Origin of the sequence: Sagittula stellata E-37, from assembly GCF_039724765.1 — a bacterium.
In the GTDB taxonomy this organism is placed as follows: Bacteria; Pseudomonadota; Alphaproteobacteria; order Rhodobacterales; family Rhodobacteraceae; genus Sagittula; species Sagittula stellata.
In genome coordinates, this window is the sequence record NZ_CP155730.1 from 238,888 (window position 1) to 259,249 (window position 20,362).

The 20,362-nt window shown below is 64.8% G+C and carries 17 protein-coding genes; 8 read left to right on the forward strand and 9 right to left on the reverse strand.

All coding sequences use genetic code 11. The features are described 5' to 3' along the window. Positions 1-4: 4 nt before the first annotated feature. The 9 genes from ABFK29_RS22585 to ABFK29_RS22625 all read right to left on the reverse strand — a co-directional run bounded on the left by ABFK29_RS22585 (position 5) and on the right by ABFK29_RS22625 (position 10,498). Positions 5-922, reverse strand: coding sequence for a LysR family transcriptional regulator (locus tag ABFK29_RS22585; RefSeq protein WP_005859829.1), 918 nt, complete (start codon positions 920-922; stop codon positions 5-7). 61 nt (positions 923-983) lie between these two features. Beyond that, on the reverse strand, positions 984-2,438 hold the full coding sequence (locus ABFK29_RS22590; RefSeq protein ID WP_005859827.1) for a M20 family metallopeptidase: 1,455 nt from the start codon (positions 2,436-2,438) through the stop codon (positions 984-986). A 77-nt stretch (positions 2,439-2,515) separates the two neighbouring features. Further along, positions 2,516-4,060 (reverse strand): ABC transporter substrate-binding protein, encoded by a 1,545-nt coding sequence (locus tag ABFK29_RS22595; RefSeq protein WP_040604641.1) that lies wholly within the window; start codon positions 4,058-4,060, stop codon positions 2,516-2,518. 102 nt (positions 4,061-4,162) lie between these two features. After that, the gene (locus tag ABFK29_RS22600) at positions 4,163-5,791 is read right to left on the reverse strand and encodes a dipeptide ABC transporter ATP-binding protein (protein ID WP_005859823.1); all 1,629 of its coding nucleotides are present in this window, start codon (positions 5,789-5,791) and stop codon (positions 4,163-4,165) included. Continuing rightward, positions 5,788-6,606, reverse strand: a complete 819-nt coding sequence (locus ABFK29_RS22605; protein WP_005859821.1) for an ABC transporter permease — start codon at positions 6,604-6,606, stop codon at positions 5,788-5,790. The genes ABFK29_RS22600 and ABFK29_RS22605 overlap by 4 nt, the downstream gene beginning before the upstream one ends. Further along, the gene (locus tag ABFK29_RS22610) at positions 6,603-7,547 is read right to left on the reverse strand and encodes an ABC transporter permease (RefSeq protein ID WP_005859818.1); all 945 of its coding nucleotides are present in this window, start codon (positions 7,545-7,547) and stop codon (positions 6,603-6,605) included. Before ABFK29_RS22610 ends, ABFK29_RS22605 begins: the two co-directional genes overlap by 4 nt. Positions 7,548-7,554: 7 nt before the next feature. Further along, the gene (locus tag ABFK29_RS22615; RefSeq protein WP_005859816.1) at positions 7,555-8,481 is read right to left on the reverse strand and encodes an alpha/beta fold hydrolase; all 927 of its coding nucleotides are present in this window, start codon (positions 8,479-8,481) and stop codon (positions 7,555-7,557) included. After that, complete coding sequence (locus ABFK29_RS22620; protein ID WP_005859814.1) at positions 8,471-9,361, reverse strand: alpha/beta fold hydrolase; 891 nt, start codon at positions 9,359-9,361, stop codon at positions 8,471-8,473. Before ABFK29_RS22620 ends, ABFK29_RS22615 begins: the two co-directional genes overlap by 11 nt. Before the next feature lie 318 nt (positions 9,362-9,679). Continuing rightward, positions 9,680-10,498 (reverse strand): LysR family transcriptional regulator, encoded by an 819-nt coding sequence (locus ABFK29_RS22625; RefSeq protein WP_232281568.1) that lies wholly within the window; start codon positions 10,496-10,498, stop codon positions 9,680-9,682. Between ABFK29_RS22625 and ABFK29_RS22630 the strand changes: the two genes are divergently transcribed. From ABFK29_RS22630 to ehuA, 8 genes are all read left to right on the forward strand, one after another. Further along, positions 10,497-11,063 carry a hypothetical protein gene (locus ABFK29_RS22630; RefSeq protein WP_347100553.1) on the forward strand — a complete coding sequence of 189 codons (567 nt, stop codon included), beginning with the start codon at positions 10,497-10,499 and terminating at the stop codon, positions 11,061-11,063. The genes ABFK29_RS22625 and ABFK29_RS22630 overlap by 2 nt on opposite strands. A 480-nt stretch (positions 11,064-11,543) precedes the next feature. Next, a complete protein-coding gene (locus ABFK29_RS22635) occupies positions 11,544-12,506 on the forward strand; it encodes an ABC transporter substrate-binding protein (protein ID WP_347100555.1) in 963 nt (320 codons plus the stop codon). Beyond that, a complete protein-coding gene (locus tag ABFK29_RS22640) occupies positions 12,506-13,567 on the forward strand; it encodes a betaine/proline/choline family ABC transporter ATP-binding protein (protein ID WP_005859807.1) in 1,062 nt (353 codons plus the stop codon). The genes ABFK29_RS22635 and ABFK29_RS22640 overlap by 1 nt, the downstream gene beginning before the upstream one ends. Next, positions 13,564-15,576: an ABC transporter permease gene (locus ABFK29_RS22645; protein ID WP_005859803.1), complete on the forward strand. Its 2,013-nt coding sequence runs from the start codon at positions 13,564-13,566 to the stop codon at positions 15,574-15,576. Before ABFK29_RS22640 ends, ABFK29_RS22645 begins: the two co-directional genes overlap by 4 nt. 8 nt (positions 15,577-15,584) lie before the next feature. Next, positions 15,585-17,249, forward strand: a complete 1,665-nt coding sequence (locus tag ABFK29_RS22650) for a GMC family oxidoreductase (RefSeq protein WP_005859801.1) — start codon at positions 15,585-15,587, stop codon at positions 17,247-17,249. A 20-nt stretch (positions 17,250-17,269) separates the two neighbouring features. Beyond that, positions 17,270-18,670, forward strand: coding sequence for an amidase (locus ABFK29_RS22655; RefSeq protein ID WP_005859797.1), 1,401 nt, complete (start codon positions 17,270-17,272; stop codon positions 18,668-18,670). 64 nt (positions 18,671-18,734) lie between these two features. Further along, positions 18,735-19,286 carry an ureidoglycolate lyase gene (locus tag ABFK29_RS22660; RefSeq protein WP_005859795.1) on the forward strand — a complete coding sequence of 184 codons (552 nt, stop codon included), beginning with the start codon at positions 18,735-18,737 and terminating at the stop codon, positions 19,284-19,286. 228 nt (positions 19,287-19,514) lie between these two features. After that, a complete protein-coding gene (gene ehuA, locus ABFK29_RS22665; protein WP_050772427.1) occupies positions 19,515-20,327 on the forward strand; it encodes an ectoine/hydroxyectoine ABC transporter ATP-binding protein EhuA in 813 nt (270 codons plus the stop codon). Positions 20,328-20,362: the final 35 nt, after the last annotated feature.

Genomic DNA, 20,362 nt, shown 5'->3' on the forward strand with positions numbered 1-20,362 from the left:
TTTACTACCGGGTCAGACGTTGCCGCATGATTTCGCCGAAACTTGTCGCCGCACCCGACAGGCTGTGGCCTTCGAGATGCAGGAACGCGAACTCGTAGTCCAGCCGCGAGCCGTGGATCGCGCGGTGCGTCAGGCGGCGGCTGTCGAAGTTCTCGACCACATAGGACGGAAAGATCACGATCCCCAGTCCATTCGACGCCATGCCCATGGCCGTGGTGATGATCGAGACCTCGATGGCCTTTTGCAGGTCGACCTGCATGTTCTGCGTCACGACCTTGTACATGTGTCCGAGGCCGCCGCTGGACCGCAGGCTGATCAGCTTGTAGGGCGTCAGGTCTTCCCAGCGAATGACATCGGCCTCTTCAAGCGGATGGCCGGGCGAGAAGCCCACCGACATCTGCTGCTCGACCTGAAGGATGCGCGTGGTTTCGAACTCTGCCGGGAAATTGTGGTCCTGTCCGATCATGCCACCGATGATCCCGAACTCGGCCGATCCGGTGCGGATGTACCGGATCATGTCCTTGCGACGACAGTCGTAATACTCGATCTGCACCAGCGGGTTGCACGCCGAAAATGTTGCAAGGACCGGCGGGATGAGGGTCGAGGACAAGTGCGGGGCCGCCGTCATCCAGAGACGGCCCCGCTCGCCCTTTGCCATTTGCCGCAGGTCCGAGACGGAACGGCGGACCTGCTCCAGGATCGCTTCCGCCATCTCCCTGAACTCCCGCCCCTCGACCGTGAGGTGCAGCCTGCGCGTCGTGCGGTCGAAGAGTTTGACCCCAAGCTTCAGTTCGAGATCGGCGATCCGCTTGCTCAGCGCCGACTGCGTGACGTGCAGGTTCTCCGCCGCAAGCGTGAAGCTGGCGGAGTTCGCCAGCTCGACGAAGGTTTGCAGATCCTTGGTGGAAAATTGCTCGTCCATGTCGCTCTGCCTTGGGGCGATCCCGCCCGTCTTGGCAAGACCATAGCGGTGGGCGCTTCGGTCAGACAACCTCTCGCGGCGGCTGCGGTTCGACTCCGTCCGGGATGGGCGAGACGTAACGCTTGCCGTTCAGGCGTTCCTGCCATTCGGCGCGGGCGCGCTTGAGCACCTCGGGATCGGTGAGCATCTCGAGGCCCGTCGCGGCCAGCGCCTTGCCGGCGTGGATCATCGCCTTGTGCGCGCCCGGGCTCTTGCCCTGAGCCACCACCTGCCAGGTATGAAGCGGCGTGCCGAGCGCCCATGTGGCGGTCCAGCATTGCACGGTGGGCGCCAGCCAGCTCACGTCGCCCACGTCGGTCGAACCGGCACGGTGATGCGGGGCACCCTCGAACTGGCGGATCCCGGTGTGCAGGGCCGCGTCCGGATCGATCCGGTTCAGGACCGCATCCTTCTGGGCGTGATAAAGCTTGGTGCTGGCCTCGACCGCGCCCTCGGGGAAGGTCGCTTGGATCCTGCGGGCGAAGGCATGATCCTCGGCGTCGAAGGGCACCGGACCCAAGGCCACCAGCTTGTCGTGGATCACCTGCTCCAGCACGGTGTTAGGCACGAGGTTGGATGTGCCCCGGTCGACGGAGATGGTGACCTCGGTGCCGGTCATCAACGCTGCACCGCGCGCCACGTCGTTGACCCGCTCGATGACCTCGAGCGCCGTGGTCACGTCCAGCGCACGAACGTAGTAGAGCGACTCTGCCCGGGCCTGCACCACGTTGGGGGAGGACCCGCCGGTGTCGGTGATGGCATAGTGCATGCGGACATCGGGGGGCACGTGCTCGCGCAGGAAATTGACCCCGACATTCATCAAATCCATCGCGTCGAGCGCGCTGCGGCCCAGATGCGCCGAGTGGCTGGCATGGGCGGCGCGGCCCTCGAAACGGTAGTAGACGCTGATGACGGCCAGGTTGGTGTTGGAGCGCGCGCCGGTGATCGGGGCAGGGTGCCATGTCAGCGCGGCGTCCACATCGTCGAACAACCCCTCGCGGGCCATGAAGGCCTTGCCGGAGCCGCCTTCCTCGCCGGGGCAGCCGTAGTAGCGGACCCTGACCGGAATGCCTTGCTCTTCCGCCACGCGCGCCAGCGTGGCCGCGGCCAGCATCGCGCCGCTTCCCAGCAGGTTGTGCCCGCAGCCGTGACCGGTGCCACCGGTGACGATGGGGTCGTGGTGATCCAGCCCGGCCTTCTGGCTCAGCCCGGAGAGGGCATCGAACTCGCCGAGGAAGGCGATCACGGGGCCTTCGCTTCCGCGTTCCGCAACGAAGGCGGTTTCGATCCCGGCGGCGTTGCGGGTGATCTTGAAGCCGTGCTTTTCCATGACGGCGATCTGCGCCTGACAGGATTTGCGCTCAACGAAGCGCAGTTCCGCGTGGCCCCAGATCTCGTCGCTGACAGCGGTGAAGTCATCGCGCAACGTGTCGGCCATCTCGAAGATGCGCGCTTGCGGGTTTCCGCCCTTGGTCATTTGGGTTGCCTCCATTCGGCAGATAAAAACGGGGCGGCATTCCGCGATGCCGCCCCTTTCGAAGACCCGGTCGGGTCTTATTCGGCTTTTGACACTTCCCAGGCACGCGGGAAGGACTGCCACACCGGCTTGCCTTCGACCTCGGAGGTCGCGACCCAGCTGTAGACGAGGTTGTACATGAAGACGGCCGGCATCTGGTCGAGCATCAGTTCGTGCATCTCGTCGAAGATCTTCTGGCGTTCCGCCTGATCCAGCGTGGTGAAGGACTTCTCCATCAACTCCATCGCTTTCGGATCATCCCAGAGCTTGCCCTTGTCGGCGTCCTTGTCGCCGATGAAGAAGGCGTAGGTCAGCGAGGGATCGAAACGCGGGCCGATCGAGACCGAGAGAAGCTGGCCTTCGCCGTTGCGGCGCCGGTCGGTCTGGGTGGCATAGTCGAGCACGTCGATCTGCGCGTTCAGACCCACCTGCTGCATCATCGCCTGAGCCACGATGGCAGAGGCGTAGCTGGGCACGTTGCCGCGCTTGTTGGCGATGATCGAGATCCGCTCGCCATTGTAGCCGGCGTCCTGAAGGCGCTTCTTGGCGCTTTCGGGATCGTAGGCGCGGCGCTTCTTTTGCACGTCGGAGTAATAGGCCGAGTCCACGCTGATCATCGACATGTTGGGCACACCGACGCCATGCGAGGCGATTTCGACCAGCTGGTCGAAGTCGATTGCCTCCGCGATAGCGCGGCGGATCTCGACCTTCTCCAGAAGCGGGTCGCGGATCTGGAAGTACATCACGTTGTTGCCGAAGTTGCGCACGTTATAGAGCGTCATGTTCGGGTCGTCCTTGAACTCCGGCAGCAGGTCCGGAGAGATCGAGGCCACGTCGATGGCATTGGACCGCAGACCCGCAGAGACGGCGGCCGCGTCCGGAATGACCATGAAGCGGACCTTGTCGACCAGCGGCTTCTTCGCACCGACAAGGCCGTCGGGCTCGGTCGCGCCATCGAGCGCTGCGTAGTCCTCGAAGGCGACGAGGTCCACGAACTCACCCTTGCGCCACTCGCTCCACTTGAAGGGGCCGGTGCCGATGGGGGCGACCCAGTTTCCGTCCGCATCGACCGAGGCGGGGTGCAGGATGCCGGTCTGGCCGCATTCGGGGCGCGCCATGAGGGCAAGGAAAACGGCCGACGGGGTGTCGGTCTTCATCACGATGGTCTTGTCGTCGGGCGCCTCGACCGAGGTCACTTCAAGGTTGCGCGAGCCATCGAAGTCGCGGGCGCAGGCCCACTCGGTCGCCTCGTCCATGTAGTGTTCCCAGCTCCACAGCACCTCTTTCGAGGTCAGCGGTTCCCCGTTGTGGAAGGTGACACCGTCGCGCAGCGTGAAGGTGAAGGTGGTGCCGTCCTCGGACACATCGACGGTCTCTGCCAGCATCGGAACCACTTCCGTCTGCTCGGTGTAGCCGACCAGACCCTCGACCAAGTGGACCATGATCCCGTCCGAGTTGCCGTCCCGGTTGACGCCGGGATGGCTGTCGCGCAGGTCAGCGTTCATTTGCACATTGAGCGTTTGGGCCGACACGCCCGTCGCGAGCGCGGTCAAGGCCGCGGCAGTTAACAGTTTCGTCTTCACGTTAAACTTCCTCTCTCTCTGTTGGATTTCGCGGGCTTTGTGCCCGGTGTCTTGAAGGCCGCCGGACGGGGTCGTCGTCGGCCCGTGGCCGGAGGCCCGCTTTCAAGCGCCGCGCCATGTCATCTCGATGCCGCCCTGAGGGGTGGCCTTGAGGGCGGGGATCGCGGCAAGCAGCTGGCGCGTGTAGGGATGGGCGGGCGCGTCGAAGATCTGGTCGCGCGTTCCCTGTTCGACGATCTCGCCGTGCTGCATCACGATGATGCGATCCGACACCTGTTCGACGACGCCAAGGTCATGGCTGATGAACAGCGAGGAGAAGCCGTGGCGTTTCTGCAGGTCGGCAAACAGCGCGAGGATCTGCGCCCGCACCGTCACGTCCAGCGCCGAGACGGGTTCGTCCGCGATCAGCAAGCGGGGGCGGCGGATGATCGCGCGGGCGATGGCGATGCGCTGGCGCTGACCGCCGGAAAGCTGGTGCGGAAAGCGATCGTAGAAATCGCCGCCCAGCCCGACCTCTTCGAGGATCATCTCGGTCCGCGCCCGCTTTTCCCGGCGCGAAAGGTTGGGTTCCAGCCGCAGCGGTTCCCTGACCAGATCGCCCACGCTCATGCGCGGGTTCAGCGAGGAATAGGGGTCCTGAAACACCATCTGGCAGTTGGCGCGGTAGTCGCGGTCCTTCCGCGCGCCCACCGGGCGTCCGTCGAAGCGGATCACGCCGGAGGTGGGGCTCAGCAGCCCGGTGACCGCGCGTCCAAGCGTCGTCTTGCCCGAGCCCGAGCCGCCGACGATGGCCAGCACCTCGTTCGGGCGCACGGTGACGCTGACGCCCTTCAGCGCGCGCTTGGGCTTGGTGCGCCGGAACATCCGTTGACGCCCGGCATATTCCACCACGAGGTTGTCGACGGAGAGCACCGGCTCGGCGCCATCGGGAAAGCTGCGCGCGGCAGGACGGAAGGGAAGCGCCGCCAGAAGCTTGCGGGTGTAATCGTGCTTTGGCGCCGACAGGACCTCCGCAGAGGTGCCGCGCTCGACCACTTCACCCGATTTCATCACGAGGATGTGGTCGGCGTAGCGCGCGACCATGGGCAGGTCGTGGCTGATGAGAAGGACGGCGGTGTTCACCTCGCGGGTGAGCTCGACCATCAGTTCCATCACGTCGCGCTGGATCACGGCGTCGAGGGCCGTCGTCGGCTCGTCGGCGATCAGCAGCGCGGGCTTCAGCAGCATGACGGAGGCCAGCATGATCCGCTGCCTCATCCCGCCCGAGAACTCGTGCGGATAGGCCGCCAGTGCGTGGTCCGGATCGCTGATGCCCACGCGCTCCAGCATGTCGGCGATCCGCGCGCGGCGCTCCTCGGCCGAGAGGGCCGTGTGCAGGGCCAGACCCTCGGCCAGTTGCTGCCCGATGGTCAGCGAGGGGTTCAGCGAGGTCATCGGCTCCTGGAAGACCATGCCGATTTCCTTGCCGCGGATCGCGCGCTTCTGCGAGTCGGTCAGCGCGTAGAAGTCCTGCCCCTGAAACGTGCTCGACCCCGAGGCGCGCGCGATGGCAGGGTTGGTCAGGTCCATCACGGCACGGGCGACCTGTGTCTTGCCCGAGCCGGATTCCCCTACAATGGCCACGACCTCGCCCGGCCTGACATCGAGGCTGACGGCGTCGACCACGGTCTTCTCGGTTGCCTTGATCTTCAGGGTGAGGTCGCGGACCTCCAGAAGGGTGGAGTGGGTCACGATACACCTCTCATCTGCGGATCGAGCCGGTCGCGCAGCGCGTCGCCCAGAAGGTTGATGCCAAGGAGCGTGAGCGAGATGCAGAGCCCCGGGAATATGCCAAGCCATGCGGCCTGTTCCAGATAGGGCCGGCCCCCGGCCAGCATGTTCCCCCATGTCGGTGCGGGGGGCGGAACGCCGAGACCGAGGAAGCTCAGCGCGCTTTCCGACAGCAGCGCCCAGCCGAACATCGACGTGGACAACACGATGAGGGGCGCGAGGCAGTTGGGCAGGACGTGGCGCACCATGGTGTAAAGCTCGCCATTGCCCATCACGCGGGAGGCCTCGATGAATTCGCGTTCACGCAGCGACAGCACCGTGCCACGCACCACGCGGGCCACCGACGGCGTGTAGGAAAAGCCCAGTGCGAAGATGATGCCGTATTTGTTCGCGCCGAAAACGGCCAGCAACCCCAGTGCGAGCAGCATCCCCGGGAAGGCCAGCAGCGCGTCGTTGACGGTCATGATGCCGCGGTCCAGCCAGCCGCGGGTGTAGCCGCTCAGCAGGCCGATGGTCGTGCCCATCAGCAGGGCCAGCCCGACCGTCAGGAACGAGATGGTGACGCTGGTCATCGCGCCGACCATCAGGCGGCTCATCACGTCGCGCCCGAATTCGTCGGTCCCCAGCGGGAACTCGGCCGAGGGCGGGTGAAGGCGGGCCATCAGGTTGAGGCCCATCGGATCGTGGGGCGTCCAGAAGATCTGGAGCACGGACACCGCGAGCAGGACACCGATCAGGGCCGTGCCGATTGCGGCGTTTGCGGCAGGTCGTTTCATGACGCGGTGACTTTCGGATCGAAGAAGGAATAGAGCAGGTCGATCACGACGTTCACGACCACGTAGACGAAAGCGATGAACAGCATGCAGCCCTGGATGACCGGGTAGTCGCGGGCGTAGATCGCGTCGATCATCAGGCGCCCAAGCCCGGGGATGGTGAAGACGGTCTCGATCACCGCGATGCCGCCCAGCAGGTTGCCAAGGATCAGGCCGAGCAGCGTCAGCGTCGGCCCGAACGCGTTCTTGAACACGTGGCGTCGCAGGATGGTGCTTTCCTTCAGGCCCTTAGCGCGGGCGTGGGTGATGTATTCAAGGCGCAGGACCTCGAGCGTCGAGGCGCGCGACATCCGGATTACCGACCCTAGTTCGTGCAGGAAGAGGGTCGTTACCGGCAGCACGAGGTAGAGCAGTCCGGTCATCGGGTTCTCGGTGACCGAGACGTAGCCCACGACCGGGAACCAGCCCATGTTCAGGCCGAAGAACAGCAAGAGCAGCAGGCCCAGCCAGAAGGTCGGGATCGACAGCAGCACGGTGGCGAGGCCGACGAAGGCGATGTCCGTCACGCTGTTCTGGCGCGCGGCGGCGATGATGCCCGCGGGCACCGCCACCACAGTCGCCAGCAGCACCGCCGGCAGTACGATCTGGATGCTGACCATGAACCTCTCGAGGATCAGGGGCAGCACCGGTTCGTCCAGCCAAATGGACTGCCCGAAATCTCCCATGAGGATGTTCCGTCCCCAGATCAGGAACTGGTCGACGACCGACAGGTCCAGTCCCAGTCTCTCGCGCAGCGCGGCGATGTCCGCCGCATCGGCCTGATCGCCCAGCAGCAAGGCGGCCGGATCGCCCGGAACCAGACGGATCAGGGTGAAGACGGTCACGGCGACCAGGAAAAGCGTCGGAATGGCCGACGCGAAACGCGATATAAGGAAACGGCCCACTATGTCCTCACTTCCCGGAAGCTGCGCGACCGGCGGCGTGCCGCTCGGCCTCTTTCGCGTAGGAGCCGACGACCCGTGCGAAGGTCTCGGGGTGCTCCCAATGCGGGAAATGGCCTGCGGTGTTGAAGATCCGGATCTCCGTATCCCGCTGTTGCGGCGTCAGAAGTTCCAGCAGGTACTTCCCGTTCTCCAGCGGCGCCACGGGATCGTTCAGCCCCCAGACCAACAGGGTCGGGCAGGGCAGGCCGGTGTCGTGGAACTGCCGGTGCAGCGCAGAGCGCTTGGCCGTCCACTGCGCCACGTAGGTGCGCAGGTGGGTCTCACCATCCGACATGACGCGGATCGCCTCGCCGGTCTTGTCCAGCGTCGCGATCTCTTCGGCCTCATTCATCCACTCGGACCGGACCGCGAGGATCGAATGACAGGCGGTCTCGTACATCCAGCGCAGGCTCGTGCGGCCCAGATAGGGCCGGGGCGGGTGTGCGTGGACGACATTGCGACGGCTGACGCCGGGCGTCAGGGCGTTCGCCACCACGAGCGCGACGCTCGCGACCAGCTCGGGTTCTTCGATGGCCAGCTGGGCGGCCACGAAAGCGCCCTCGTCATGGCCCACGAGATGGACGCGGTCATGGCCAAGCGCCCGGATCACCTTCAACGCGTGGTCCTTGCTGGCCTCGAGGCTGTAGTCGTCCGCCGAAGCCGGGTTGTCCGTCCGGCCCTGACCGAGACGGTCGATGGCGATGACGGTGAAGTGCTCCGCCAGACGGTGAAAGACCGGGGCCCACATCACGGCCGAGGCGACCTCGTCGGGCTTGCCCATGTAGCCGTTGTGCAGCAGCACGAGCGCCGGTCCGTCGCCCGCCACGTAAAGCGTGGTGCGGATGCCGTCGACTTCGATCTCGCGTCGGGTGGTCTTCATGTGTTCAGCAGCCATCGGTGACCCCCTCGAGATGATCCTTGAGCACGCGGATGAAATTCTCGAACCGCTCGCGGTAGAGCGAGTGGCCGGACTGGTTGACGATGTGGATGCTGGTCCGCGGCTGATGCTTCGCGATCAGTTCGAACAGGCTGTAGCCCATCTCGATCGGTGCGGTCGGATCGTTGTAGGCCCAGAGGATCTGCACGCGGCGCTGCAGCGGTTCGTTGGCCAGCCGCATGAACAGCTCCTCGCGGTCCTTCGCAAGATCCGGAAGGAAGTGCTTCACCCGGTAGCCGCCCGGACCCATCCGGGCGATGGCCTTGCGGATCTTCGGGGTGGCGAGGATTTCCAGCTTCTTGTCGATGGACGCGGGCGACAGCGTCTCGGGCGAGAAGTAGTAGGCGTTGGTGGTGAACTCCATCGCCTCGCGCGTGCCCGGCTTGTGCGGGTTGCGCAGGTGGATGCCCTCGTTGCGTGCCCCGCCGGGGGCGACGGTGTTGCTGTCGCCAATGGTCAGCGAGGCGACGAGGTCTGGCCGCTCCAGCGTGGTGCGCGTCACGACATAGCCGCCGCGCGAATGGCCGACGAGGTGGTAGGGGCCCTTGCCGAGTTCTTCGAGGAAGGCGATGAAATGCTGCACCGAGCCCTTCATCGTCCAGCCGATCACCTCGTCCTCGGACGGGTTGTCGGTGTAGCCTTGGCCCAGCCGGTCGACGGCGATGGCAAGGCGGTCCTTGCCAATCTCCGCGATCAGGGGTTCGAAATCCTCGGCGTTCGAGGCCGAACTGACGTCTCCGATAGTTCCGCCATGGACGAAGACGATGGGCGTTCCGCCCGATCCCTCCGATAGGTATCGCGTCCGGATGGCACCGACGTTGATGAAATTTTCCTGCATGACCCTCTCGCAAAGTTTCCGTCAAGAAAACGGAGGACTACTAACAAGTCAAAAGAATTAAAAATCTTAATCCATTCCCCCTGGGAATACAAAATGCAGCTGGCGTGACGCCCTCCGGATAACCGCGAGGGCCCGACATGCGCTCCTGCGCAGAACTGACGGAAAGTGGGTTTTCCCGGCTGGTCGCCTGCTGAAACGCGTCTCGACAAAACGGGTTTCCGGCAGTCGGACACATGATCCAACAGCCCTCAATGGCAGGAATAAATCGCTTCTCTGAAAGCACTTATCCGATTGAAGGAGGGCGCAGAGGGTCTGACCCTAGCGGTCACTCCGCCACCGGCTCAGCAGCATGGTGTGGAATTGCTCCGCGGCGGGCGACAAGGTCGATTTGGGGACCCTCACGATCCCGGCCGTGCGCGAGACCGTCGGCTGAACCAGCGGGATGGCTGCGATGAAGGGGTGGGGATCGGCCGGAAGCGATATGCGGGGCAGGGCGGCGATGCCGAGACCCGCCTCGACCATGCCGAGGGACGTGGAGAGGTGCTGAACCTCGTAACAGGGGCGCAGCCGAATCTCTGCGACAGCGAGAGCCAGATCCATGATGAGGCGGTTGCCGCTTGAACGGCCAACCGTGATGAGACGATTCTGCGCCACCTCGGCCCAGGACACCTGATCCGTCTCTGCAAGCGCGTGATCACGTCGGCAAGCCAGATAGAAGGGTTCCTTGATCAGCGGCTCGAAGGTGGCTTCGGGTTCGTTCTCTCCCAAGAGCGTGATGCCGAAATCGACCTCGCAGCTGATCACGGATTGCAGCACGCGGTTCGCACCGGCATCGAGGATGCGAAACCGGATCGCGGTATATTCCGCCGCCAACTGGCCCATGACATCGGGGAGGAAGTAATTGGCCGCCGTCGGGATACAGGCGATGCTGACCAAGCCCGAGCGCCGCTCGGCAATCTCACGGACCGACAGCAGCGACGTTTCCAGATCGTCCAGCAAGCGCTTGGCGCAGGGCAGGAAATCGCGTCCGACGGCTGTCAGAAAGACCCGCCGGGTGGTGCGTTCGAAAAGCAGAACGCCAAGGACGGCTTCGAGTTTCTGGATGCGCCTCGTCAGGGCGGGCTGCGACAGGGTCATGTTGTCCACCCATGGCATCCGCGCCGACATGATCGTCATCGGCAAGCCCATCGCCTCGGGCATCCCGGCGGCGGTCTATGGCTTTGCCTCGGACCTCGCCCGGACCATCGAAAGCCGCTATCCCGCGCCGGAAGATGAGGATGCATTGGGCATCGGCACGACCCTGACCGGGTCGGCCGTGACACTGGCCGCCATTCGCGGGACGCTGGAACATGTGCTGACCGAAGAGGCGCATCGGCACATGAACGCGCTGGCCGAACATTACGAGGCGGGGGTGAAGAGCCTGTTCGCGGACCTCGGGCTTGACTGGTCGGTGATCCGCATGGGCACGCGGATCGAGTTCCTCTACGAAAACACCAATCCCCGGAACGGGTCGGACGTGCTGAATTCGTTCAAGGATTACGACCTCAACGCCTATCTGCACGTGGCGCTTCTGAACCGGGGATTCGTGCTGACGCCGTCCCACAATATGGCGCTGATGTGCCCCGCGACGACGCGGGCGCAGGTCGACGCGTTCCACGCCGCCTTCCGGGAGGTTCTGGAGCCGGTCGTGGGCCGCGACTGAGCGTCCGCATCTGCCCGGAACGGCGGAGCCTGTCCCGCGAAGCGGCCACCCTGCGTTTCAGGCAGCACCCACCGCATGGAGACGAAGCCGTTGGTCGCGTGTATCGCCGCGCGGCCTCCGGCCTGCCCCTGCCGCAGCCCCAATCGAAATCGTTGTGCGCAAGCCCGTTTTGCGGGTCCAAAGCACAGGGCCGCCATGGGCGGGCGCTTCGCCGAACGCGTGTTCGCTGGGGCGGTCAGCGCGTTTGCAGGGTCGGGCCCAAGCGTCGCTGCGGCGCATCCTGCGGCAAAACATCCGGCCTGACAGCGGAGGGTTGAGAACGCAGGGGGCAAGACGCCTGGCGCCGTATCGTCAGGGCTCCGGGCTGTGCGCAGATACTTTGATGACCCGGAATGCAAAGGCCAAGAAAAACGTATGTTACCAGCCTTTCGGGTCCCTACGCTCATTGACTGGGAGCAAACCGAAAAATCGGAGATGAAAATGATCCGCGAAATGAAAACTTACGGTAGGAAAGTCCTAGCGTCGATGACGGTCCTGTCGATGCTCATGTGCGGCCCGGTTGCGGCCGAGGATCAGAGCGGGCCCATAAAAATCGTCGTGACCGGGATCACGGACGCGGATTTCATTGCCAACGTCTATGCGACGTTCCTGGAACAGCAGGGTTTCGAGGTCGAGCGCATCAAGGCCGATTACGCAGCGCAATTCGTCGGCCTCGAGGCGGGCGATCTCGATTTCTCGACCAGCATCTGGGAAACCAGCCGCGATATCTTCGATGCCGCGCTCGCGACGGGCGATGTCGTGAACATGGGCGCGACCGGTGTGAAGATCCGTGAAGGCTGGTGGTACCCGACCTATGTCGAGGAAGTCTGTCCCGGCCTGCCGGACTGGAAGGCGCTGCTCGAAACCGACTGCGTCGAGGCGCTGTCGACGATCGAGACCTCTCCGCTCGCCAGGTTCGTCGAGGCGCCGGCCGACTGGACGACCAACAATGTCGCGCGGGTGAAGTCGCTCGAGCTGCCGTATTCGCTGGAGTCGACCGGCACGCCGGCGGCGCTCCACGCTGCCATTGTCGGGCCGATGCAGCGCAAGGAGCCGGTGATCGGCTGGGGGTTTGCCCCTGACTGGATGACCACCGAATACGAGGGCAAGTTCGTCGAGTTCCCGGACTTCGAGCTCGACTGCATCAACGACCCGGCCTGGGGCGCCGATCCGAATGAGATCTGGGATTGCGACAACCCCGCAGGCTACGTCTGGAAGGTGGCGCATGCCGGCTCCGAGGCCAAGTTCCCGCGCGCTGCCCGCATCCTGCGCCTGTTCCAGCTGAAGACCGACGACGTGGCATGGGGCGTGCGCCGGGTCGATGTCGACGGTGTCGACAGCATCGAAGCGGCCACCGAGTGGCTTGCCGAGAATGCAGACATCACCGCGGACTGGGCCCTGTGATGAAATCTGTGGCGATTCCGAAGAACGAGATCATGCGCTGTTCCGGTGTCTGGAAGTTCTTCGGACCGCAGTCGCGACAGATAGAAACCGGTCGTTTGCGCGGCGTTACCGCCGCGCAGATCGACGCATCCGGGCGCCATCTTGCGGGCGTCCGGAATGTCAGCCTTTCTGTCCGACGCGGCGAAATCCTTGTCCTGATGGGGTTGTCCGGCTCGGGAAAGTCCACCCTCCTGCGCTGCATGGCGCGGCTGATGACGCCGACCTTCGGAGAGGTGTATTTCGACGGCCTCGACATGGGGGACCTCGATCAGCGCCGCCTGATGCAGGTGCGCCGCGACAAGATGGGCATGGTGTTCCAGGGCTATGGCCTGCTGCCCCACATGACCGCGCTGCAAAACGTCAGCTTTCCGATGCGGGTCAAGGGCATAGACAGAGCGCATCGCGAGGCGCGAGCGATGGACATGCTGGCGCTGGTCGGCCTGGAAGACCGCGCGGACCACTATCCCGACCAGCTGTCGGGTGGCCAGCAGCAGCGCGTCGGGATCGCCCGGTCGCTGACGCTCAAGCCCGATATCTGGTTCCTCGACGAGCCGTTCTCGGCGCTGGACCCGCTGGTGCGGCGGGAGATGCAGGATGAGATCATCCGCTTGCAGACCATGCTGACCAAGTCGATTGTCTTCGTCACCCACGATTGCATCGAGGCGATGCGCCTGGCCGACCGGATCGCCATCATGAAGGACGGCGAGATCGTCCAGGTGGCAACGCCGGAGGACCTCGTGCTGCAGCCTGCCAACGACTATGTCGCCTCCTTCATCCAAGATGTGCGCCGGGCGGAGGTGCTGACGGTCGCATCGGTCATGGACCGCGCCGCCGGTGATGCCGACGCCACAGGTCCGGCCATTCGCGAAGCGGACAAGATCATCGACATCGCCGGGCCGGTTCTGGGCCAGACCGACCCCGTGACGGTGCTCGGCAAGGACGGCACCCCCGTCGGGGCGATCAGCCGCGCTGCCGTGCTCGATGTCATGCTCGCCGGAACCACGGAGGGCAACCGCGCATGAGCCGATCCATCTTCAGTGCCTTCACCGCCAACGCGCCGCGGGCGTTCATCGGCTCGAAGCGCCTGTCGCGGGTCCGGGCAGGGTCGGCGGCCTCGCTTCTGCCGCGGGCACTTTTCGCGATCGGTCTTGCCCTTTGCCTTGCCCCGATGGTCGGGCTGGACCTGCCGGAGGCCCTCTCCACGGTGCCGGATGCGTTTGTCCCGCCATTCCTCGAATGGTCGGGCAGGGCGGTGACCTACGTGGCCAAGGAGGCGGCGATATTCGGCGTCGAGGTCAACCAGATCACACGGGGGTTCGCGAGGGTGTTCCTCTACCCGATGCAATTCCTGCAAGGGGTGCTGGTCAAGGGCCTGACCGTGGGCGGCGTCACGCTGCCGCCGTTGCCATGGCTCTCGATCATCCTCGTGGCAGGCCTTGCAGGCCTGAAGCTTGGCGGCTGGAAGCTGGCCGGGCTGGTGTCGGCGGCCTTTCTCTATGCGCTGCTGTTCGACCTGTGGGCCCCGACGATGCTGACCCTCTCATCGGTAATCGTGTCGGTGATCGTGGGCACGATCATGGGCACGCTGCTGGGCATCGCGGTGTTCCGGCAGCCGTGGCTCGAGAAGATATTCACGCCTGTCTACGACATCATGCAGACGGTGCCGATCTTCGCCTATCTGGTCCCTATCCTGTACCTGTTCGGGTTCGGGCCGGTCGGCGCCATGATCGCGACGGTCATCTATGCCACACCGCCGATGGCGCGGGTGGTGACGCTGGCCCTGCAGGAAGTACCGCCCTCGATCCGCGAGGCATCGGCAATGGCGGGAACCACGCCCTGGCAGTCGATGTGGCTCGTCTTGCTGCCCTCGTGCCGGGCGAAGCTTCTGGTGGGCATCAACCAGCTGATCATGCTTTCGCTGGTCGTTGTCATCATCGCCAGCGTGATCGGGGCCGATGGTCTGGGCGCGGTGGTGCTTCAGGCCCTGCAATCGCTCAGGATCGGCAACGGCGTCGAGGCCGGGGCGGCCATCGTGCTGCTTGCCATCGCGCTTGATCGGCTGGGCCGGGCAGCTGCAACGCAGGTTCCGAACCGGCAGGTGGCCCGCTATCTGCGCGGTCCGACCTTCGGCATGGCTCTGCTCGTGGCGTTGGCCGGTCCCGCCCTGCTTCAGGTTGCGCTGCCGTGGGTTGTCAGTTTTCCGGACTGGGCCAGCCTTTCGATGGCCTCGCACTGGGACGATCTCGTCCTTGCGATCAACGAGAGCTGGTCCGAGGAGCTGCGCGCGTTCAAGACCGCCACGTTCATCTGGCTGCTCAAGCCCGCCAAGCTGCTGGCGCTTAGCGTTCCGTGGTCCGGCGCCGTGATCGCGGTGGGTGCGCTGGCCTATATACTGCAGGGCTGGCGGCTTGCCTTGCCCTGCGTCCTGATGATGCTCTTCGTTGCAACGTCGGGTCTGTGGGTGCAGGCACAGCTGACAACGTATCTTCTGGCGGCGAGTGTTCTTCCGTCGCTGCTGATCGGCATTCCCCTGGGCATCCTGTGTGTCGCCTATCCGAAGGTCGACGCCGTGATGAGCTGGGTGATCGACACGGTCCAGACGCTGCCCACCTTTGTCTACATCATTCCGGTCATCATGTTCCTCGGGTCGGGCGACTTCGCCGCGCTCATCGCCATCGTGGCCTATTCGTGGACACCAGCAGCGCGCTACACCGCTGCCGCTTTGCGCAACATCCCGGCTGCGGTGACAGAAGTCGCCGACATGTCGGGCGCTTCGGCGTGGCAACGGCTGGTCTGGGTGCGGCTGCCGGTCGCCCGGTCCGGGCTGATCCTTGCCGTCAACCAGACCATCATGATGGCCTTCGGTGTGCTTGTCATCACGGCGCTGATCGGAACGAAGGGCCTTGAGGCAGAGGCGCTTGTCTCGCTCAGCAAGGCCGATCCGGGGCGCGGGATCGTGGCTGGGGCCGCCATGGTGTGCCTCGCAATCATTGCCGACCGGCTGCTCCGCGCGTCACTGGCCAAGAGATGAGAGTTGATATGAAGACTGACGCTTATGATTACATCATCGTCGGCGCGGGCTCTGCGGGCTGTGTCCTCGCCGGCCGGCTGACGGAAGACCCGGACTGCCGGGTGCTGCTGGTGGAAGCCGGCGGCGGCGACCGCAATCCGCTGATCCGTCTGCCGACGGGCGAGGTCTTTACTGTCGGCAGCAAGATGGACTGGCAGTTCCGGAGCGCGCCAGAACCCGGCATGGGCGGGCTCAGTGTCAGCCTGCCGCGCGGCAAGGTGATCGGCGGCTCTTCCTCGATCAACGGGCAGATCTATGTGCGCGGACATCGCGACGATTACGACGAATGGGCGTCCATGGGGGCAGAGGGGTGGTGCTTCGACGATGTCCTGCCCTATTTCAAGCGATCCGAGAGCTGGAAGGGCGATGACAGCACGGGATTGCGCGGCACCTCGGGGCCGCTCAGAACGGCGTTCGGCAACTACGACAACCCGATCTTCGACGCCTTCTTCGAGGCGGGCCGTCAGATGGGCCATCCGGTCAACCCCGATCATAACGGCGCCGAGCAGGATGGCTTCAGCTGGTCGCAGTTCACGCATATGCACGGGTTTCCGCTGCGCTGTTCTGCGGCCAATGCCTATCTGGCACCGGCCCGCCGCCGACCCAACCTGACGGTGCTGACGGGCACTCACGTCGCGCGGCTGAAGATGGAAAAGGGCAGATGCCTCGGGATCACCTGCGCAACGCGCGGCGGCGTGCCCTACGACATTCTGTGCGGTCAGGAGGTGATCCTTTCCGCCGGCACCTATCAGTCGCCGCAACTGCTGATGCTCTCCGGGATCGGGCCTGCCGACGAACTGCGCCGGCACGGCCTGTCCGTCACGCAGGATCTGCCGGGCGTCGGCGCCAACCTGCAGGAACATATCGGGGGCATGGTGCAGCACGCCTGCCTGAAGCCGATCACCTATTACAGCCTGCTCAACCCGTTGAAGGCAGCCTCTGCGGCGGTTGAGCTGGCGGCTCTGCGCCGCGGCCCGCTGTCCGTCTTCCCGATGAATGCGCAGGCGTTTCTCCGGGGCGGGCAGGGGACGGGCCGGCCCGATCTGCAGTTCTACATGTTTCCCGCCGCGATCACCGAAGACAATTATCGCCCGGCCTTCCATGGCTACAGCATCCACTGGGCCGTGCTGCGCCCGAAATCACGCGGGCGGATTTCGCTGCAATCGGGCGATCCGTTCGACGCGCCTACCATTCTCAACAACTTCCTCGTCGAGCCCGAGGATCGCGCCCTGAATCTGGAGGGCCTGAAGATCGCGCGCGAGATCCATGCGCAGACGGCCTTCGACCAACTCCGCGGCGCGGAAACCGCGCCCGGCGCGGACATGGTCCACGATACGGACCTCGAGAGCTATCTCGAACGGACCTCCGTTCCCCATTATCACCCTGTCGGCACTTGCCGCATGGGACGGGGTGACGAGGCGGTTGTCGGGCCGGACCTGAAGGTGAGGGGGGTGGAAGGTTTGCGCGTGATCGACGCGTCGGTCATGCCGCTGCTGATTGGCGGCAACACCAACGGACCCACGATCATGATCGGTGAGAAGGGGGCAGACCACATCAGAGGCCTGATCCCGTCTCGGGGACAGCAGAGTGTCGCTGCGGCTGCCGGTCAACCTGCTGACGGCGTTCCGGCGTGAGGGAAGGGGAGGATGAAGCGATGAAGACCCGGGACATGCTGTCGGCCAGCGCCATCGCCGCGTCCGTACGAGCAGGCGAGCTTTCTGCCGTCGAGGTGGTCCGGCATTCGCTCGGCCGCATCGCGGAGATCGACGCGCAGTACAATGCGTTTTGCCTCACTTTGCCGCAGAGCGCACTGGAGGCGGCCGAAGAGATAGACCGGAAGCGCCGCGCGGGCGAGGCGCTGGGGCCGCTGGCAGGGGTTCCGGTGGCGGTCAAGGATTTCACGCCAACCGCCGGTATCCGGACAACCTTCGGATCGCGCGCCTTCGAGGATTTTGTGCCCACGACCGACGCGGTCATCGTCCGGCGGCTGCTGGAGGCCGGCGCCATTCTCGTCGGCAAGACCACGACGCCGGAATTCGCAAGCTCGTGGTTCACCCGGAGCGAGCTGTTCGGCGCAACACGCAACCCGTGGGTGCCCTCCCATACCTGCGGCGGCTCCTCCGGCGGGGCGGCTGTGGCGGTTGCGACAGGATGCGTGCCATTGGCGGAAGGCTGCGACATGCTCGGCTCGGTCCGTGGGCCGGCCTCGTTCTGCGGCATCGTCGGCCTCAAGCCGTCGCTGGGCCGCATTCCCTTCGATGCACTGCCATCGACATTCGACGATATCAGCCATTTCGGCCCATTGGCGCGGACGGTCGAAGATGCCGCCCTTTTCCTGCGCTCGGTCGCCGGGCCCGATCCTGTCGACCTGTTTTCCTACATCCCGTCGCTGAACCTGCCCGAAACCATCCCGGCGCGGCCGGACGGCCTGCGGATCGCGCTCTCGGCCGATCTGGGCTACGGCGTCGTGCATCCCGAGGTCCGGGCCGCTGTCAAAGACACCGCCAAGGCACTCTCCAACACCGGTGCCCGCATCGAGGCGGTCGATCTCGGGCTGGACGCGGACGATGCCGAGCTGACCGCGAATGCCTCGATGGTCTGGATGGCCGCACATTACGGCGCGCTTCGGGACACCTGTCCGGAGAAGCTTTCGGAACTCACGCTGAAGATGATCGACATCGGCCGGACCTTCGGCGCCGCCGAGATCAAACGCATCGACTTCCTGCGCGCAAAGCTATGGCGGAAGCTGGCGGGTGTCTTTCAATCGTACGATGTGCTGCTGTGTCCGACGATGGCGCAACCGGCCCCGGCGCTCGGCGGCGATGATTTCGACTATGGCGGCCGCACCGCCGATGGCCGGATCGCCACGCTGGATCTGACGGGCATGTTCAACCTTGTCGGCGCATGTCCGGCGGTTTCGGTGCCATGCGGAACGACGGCGGACGGTCTCCCGATCGGCGCACAGATCGTCGGGCCGCCGCATGACGAGGCGCTGGTCCTGTCGGCGGCGGCGGCCATCGAACGCGTGAGGCCGCAACCCGGCTGGCACCAGTGACAGCACGCAGATCCCGGAACGGGTGATGCGGACGAGACCCCTTGCAGACGAAGGACACCGCCCGATGACCAAGAGCATTTCGGTTCTGATCGAACCGGTATCGCCAGAAAACTTTCGCCCCTTCGGTCACATCATGGCCCGATCCTCGTACACCCCGGAGTTCTTCGGACCGGACTATTCGTCCGCGCGCATTCCGCTCGTGCTCCGCGGTCAGGCCGACCTGACGATGTTGCGGCACCCTTACGGGCCGGTGGCGTGCAGCACGTTCGAAAAACACCCGACGATCACCGAGGTGCGCGTGCCGCTCGACAACGTGCCGTCGATCGTCTTTGTCGCCGATACGAAGGACATTCCGCAGCCAGAGGACATGAGGGGCTTTCTCGTCGACGGCGAGACGGCGATGCTGATCGGCCAGGATATCTGGCATTCCGCGTCGTTCCCGCTCGATCCGCGCGGCGCGCATTTCATTCTGGTGTCCGACCGGGAGACCGAGGGCGAACTCGAGGCTGCCGGCGAGAACGGCCCGCCGTCCGTCTACACGCAGATGGTCGACTGGACCGGCAGGTTTGCACTGGTCCCCGATTATGCGCGGCTTGCCCGCGCGGATGGCGGCTGAACAGGCGCGGCCGGTCATGGGCCTCGAGCGCGCGGTCGTGCCGGCCCGGTTGCCGGCCTCTGCCCGGCCAGTGCTGGGCCAGTGCCCGGTCTGCGCAAAGGGCTCGCATTGGTCCTCGGCAATGTTTGGATTGACCGTTCGATATATCCCGTGGAAGGGCCGTTCCCTACCCTGTGAGCAGATCGCCCGCCTCGGAGCTCAGGCATCCGAAGGCGCGCAGAAAAGCCCATGGGGAAGGTACGAACATTGCAATCGCAGCAAGACTTCATCGTCTTCGACCAGGTCGTCAAACAGTTCGGGTCCAACAGGATCCTGAACGCGCTTTCGCTTGGGATTGCGAAGGGAGAGAAGATCTCGATCATCGGCCCAAGCGGGTCGGGGAAGACAACGATCCTTCGTATCCTGATGACACTCGAGACCATTCAGAGTGGCAAGGTGCACGTCGGCGGCGAGCCGCTCTGGCACATGAACAGGAACGGCGCGGACGTGCCGGCCAACGAACGCCACCTGCGCAAGATGCGGCGCAAGATCGGCATGGTGTTTCAGCATTTCAACCTGTTTCCGCACATGACGGCCCTGCAGAACATCGCAAAACCGCCGCAGCTTTCGCTGGACGCTGACAAGGCGGGTTCGGAACGGCGCGCCATGGAGCTGCTCGACATGGTCGGGCTGGCGGACAAGGCCGCGTCCTATCCCTCCCAGCTGTCAGGCGGGCAGAAGCAGCGGGTCGCGATTGCACGCGCGCTGGCCATGGACCCGGAAATCCTGCTGTTCGACGAGGTCACCTCGGCGCTCGACCCGGAGCTGGTCGAGGAGGTGCTGAACGTGCTGCGCGACATCGGGACCACCACGAACACAACCATGCTGCTCGTCACCCACGAGATGAGCTTCGCGCACGAATTTTCGGACCGGGTCTTGTTTGTCGACGGCGGTGTCATCGTCGAAGAGGGCGCCCCCGACGATATTTTCTCCGCTCCGAAGGAAGAGCGCACACGGGCATTTCTGAAGAAGATTCTGGCCGCCGGCGTAAGGCTGGACTGAGTGCCGTCCAAAGTCACCAAAAACAGACAACAGAG

Bases quoted from the DNA above. Each gene is read 5' to 3' on its own strand.
- ABFK29_RS22625 (WP_232281568.1), bottom strand. From the start codon at position 10,498: ATGACCCTGTCGCAGCCCGCCCTGACGAGGCGCATCCAGAAACTCGAA.
- ABFK29_RS22620 (WP_005859814.1), bottom strand. From the start codon at position 9,361: ATGCAGGAAAATTTCATCAACGTCGGTGCCATCCGGACGCGATACCTA.
- ABFK29_RS22645 (WP_005859803.1), top strand. From the start codon at position 13,564: ATGAGCCGATCCATCTTCAGTGCCTTCACCGCCAACGCGCCGCGGGCG.
- ABFK29_RS22655 (WP_005859797.1), top strand. From the start codon at position 17,270: ATGAAGACCCGGGACATGCTGTCGGCCAGCGCCATCGCCGCGTCCGTA.
- ABFK29_RS22640 (WP_005859807.1), top strand. From the start codon at position 12,506: ATGAAATCTGTGGCGATTCCGAAGAACGAGATCATGCGCTGTTCCGGT.
- ABFK29_RS22605 (WP_005859821.1), bottom strand. From the start codon at position 6,606: ATGAAACGACCTGCCGCAAACGCCGCAATCGGCACGGCCCTGATCGGT.
- ABFK29_RS22660 (WP_005859795.1), top strand. From the start codon at position 18,735: ATGACCAAGAGCATTTCGGTTCTGATCGAACCGGTATCGCCAGAAAAC.
- ABFK29_RS22635 (WP_347100555.1), top strand. From the start codon at position 11,544: ATGATCCGCGAAATGAAAACTTACGGTAGGAAAGTCCTAGCGTCGATG.
- ABFK29_RS22630 (WP_347100553.1), top strand. From the start codon at position 10,497: ATGTTGTCCACCCATGGCATCCGCGCCGACATGATCGTCATCGGCAAG.
- ABFK29_RS22590 (WP_005859827.1), bottom strand. From the start codon at position 2,438: ATGACCAAGGGCGGAAACCCGCAAGCGCGCATCTTCGAGATGGCCGAC.
- ABFK29_RS22650 (WP_005859801.1), top strand. From the start codon at position 15,585: ATGAAGACTGACGCTTATGATTACATCATCGTCGGCGCGGGCTCTGCG.
- ehuA (WP_050772427.1), top strand. From the start codon at position 19,515: ATGGGGAAGGTACGAACATTGCAATCGCAGCAAGACTTCATCGTCTTC.
- ABFK29_RS22585 (WP_005859829.1), bottom strand. From the start codon at position 922: ATGGACGAGCAATTTTCCACCAAGGATCTGCAAACCTTCGTCGAGCTG.
- ABFK29_RS22615 (WP_005859816.1), bottom strand. From the start codon at position 8,481: ATGGCTGCTGAACACATGAAGACCACCCGACGCGAGATCGAAGTCGAC.